Genomic DNA, 1,174 nt, shown 5'->3' with positions numbered 1-1,174 from the left:
CGGCTGGCCGGCTGGCTCGGCCGGCTCGCCACCACCCCGGTCGGCCGGCTCCCGACCCGACCGGAGACCACCACCGCCCGCGCGCTGGCCGGGCACGGCCTCGCCCAGCGCACCGTGGACGGCTTCCTTCGCCCGCTGCTCAGCGCGCTGCTCTCCGATCCGGCACTCGGCACCAGCAGCCGGGTCGCCGACCTGGTGCTGCGCTCGTACGCGCGCGGGCGGCCCTGTCTGCCCGCCGACGGGATCGCAGCAGTACCGGCCCAGCTGGCCGCCGCCCTGCCCGCCGGCACCGTCCGCACCCGGGTGCAGGTCACCTCGATCGCCGCGGACGGCGTGGAGACCCTCGCGCACGGGCGGATCGGCGCCCAGGCCGTCATCGTCGCGACCGACGCCCGCTCGGCCGCCGAACTGCTGCCCGGGCTACGGCTGCCGGACTTCCATCCCGTCACGACCTTCTACCACGCGGCCGACGCCGCCCCGCTGGCCGAGGCCGTCCTGCTGCTCGACGGCGACCGGCCGAACGGGCACCCGCCGCTGGTCTCGCACTCGCTGGTGCTCAGCGAGCTGCACCCGTCCTACGCCCCGGCCGGCCAGGCGCTGATCGCCACCACCGTGCTCGGGCGCCGCGCCTTCGACGTGGGCGGCCCGGCCGGGCTGGAGCCGGCCGTACGGGCCCGGCTGACCGAGCTCTACGGCAGCTCGACGTCGGGCTGGCAGTTCCTCGGCGTGCGGCACGTCCCGGACGCGCTGCCCGCGATGCCGCCGCCGCACAACCCCCGCCGCCCGGTGCGGCTGCTGGCCGGGCTGTACGTCGCCGGGGACCACCGGGACACCAGCACCGTGCAGGGCGCGCTGGTCTCCGGGCGGCGGGCGGCGCAGGCGGTGCTGAGCGACCTCGGCCTTCCGGCCGACGCCCGGGAGGCCGAGGTGGCGGCCTGACGGCCCGGGCCCACTGCCGGGCCCTTCGAGGTGCCCGGACGCACCAGCGGTCTGCCGGGGTGACAGACCGACGGTGTGCCAGGGTGCCGGGGCACCTGTCCTGACCGGTCATCGGATCCTGCTCCCGGCCGGCTGCGAGATCGGCTTCGGCAAGCTGCGCGGCGGCCCGCCGCAACGGGCGGGCGCCGCGTGGCCGGTCGCGGTGTCCGTGGTGCTCGGCGCGGGCACACCGGCG

The 1,174-nt window shown here is 78.1% G+C and carries 1 protein-coding gene; it reads left to right on the top strand.

Features of this window, described 5'->3' with window-relative positions; genetic code table 11:
• On the top strand, nt 1-939 hold a 939-nt coding region (locus KS423_RS45840), incomplete at its 5' end, for an FAD-dependent oxidoreductase (RefSeq protein ID WP_224285567.1).
• Between the last annotated feature and the right edge of the window lie 235 nt (nt 940-1,174).

This window comes from Streptomyces sp. LS1784 (genome assembly GCF_020103755.1).
Classification (GTDB): domain Bacteria; phylum Actinomycetota; class Actinomycetes; order Streptomycetales; family Streptomycetaceae; genus Kitasatospora.
Note: the sequence above shows the minus strand (reverse complement) of the source record. Positions and strands in the feature narration are given on the sequence as shown.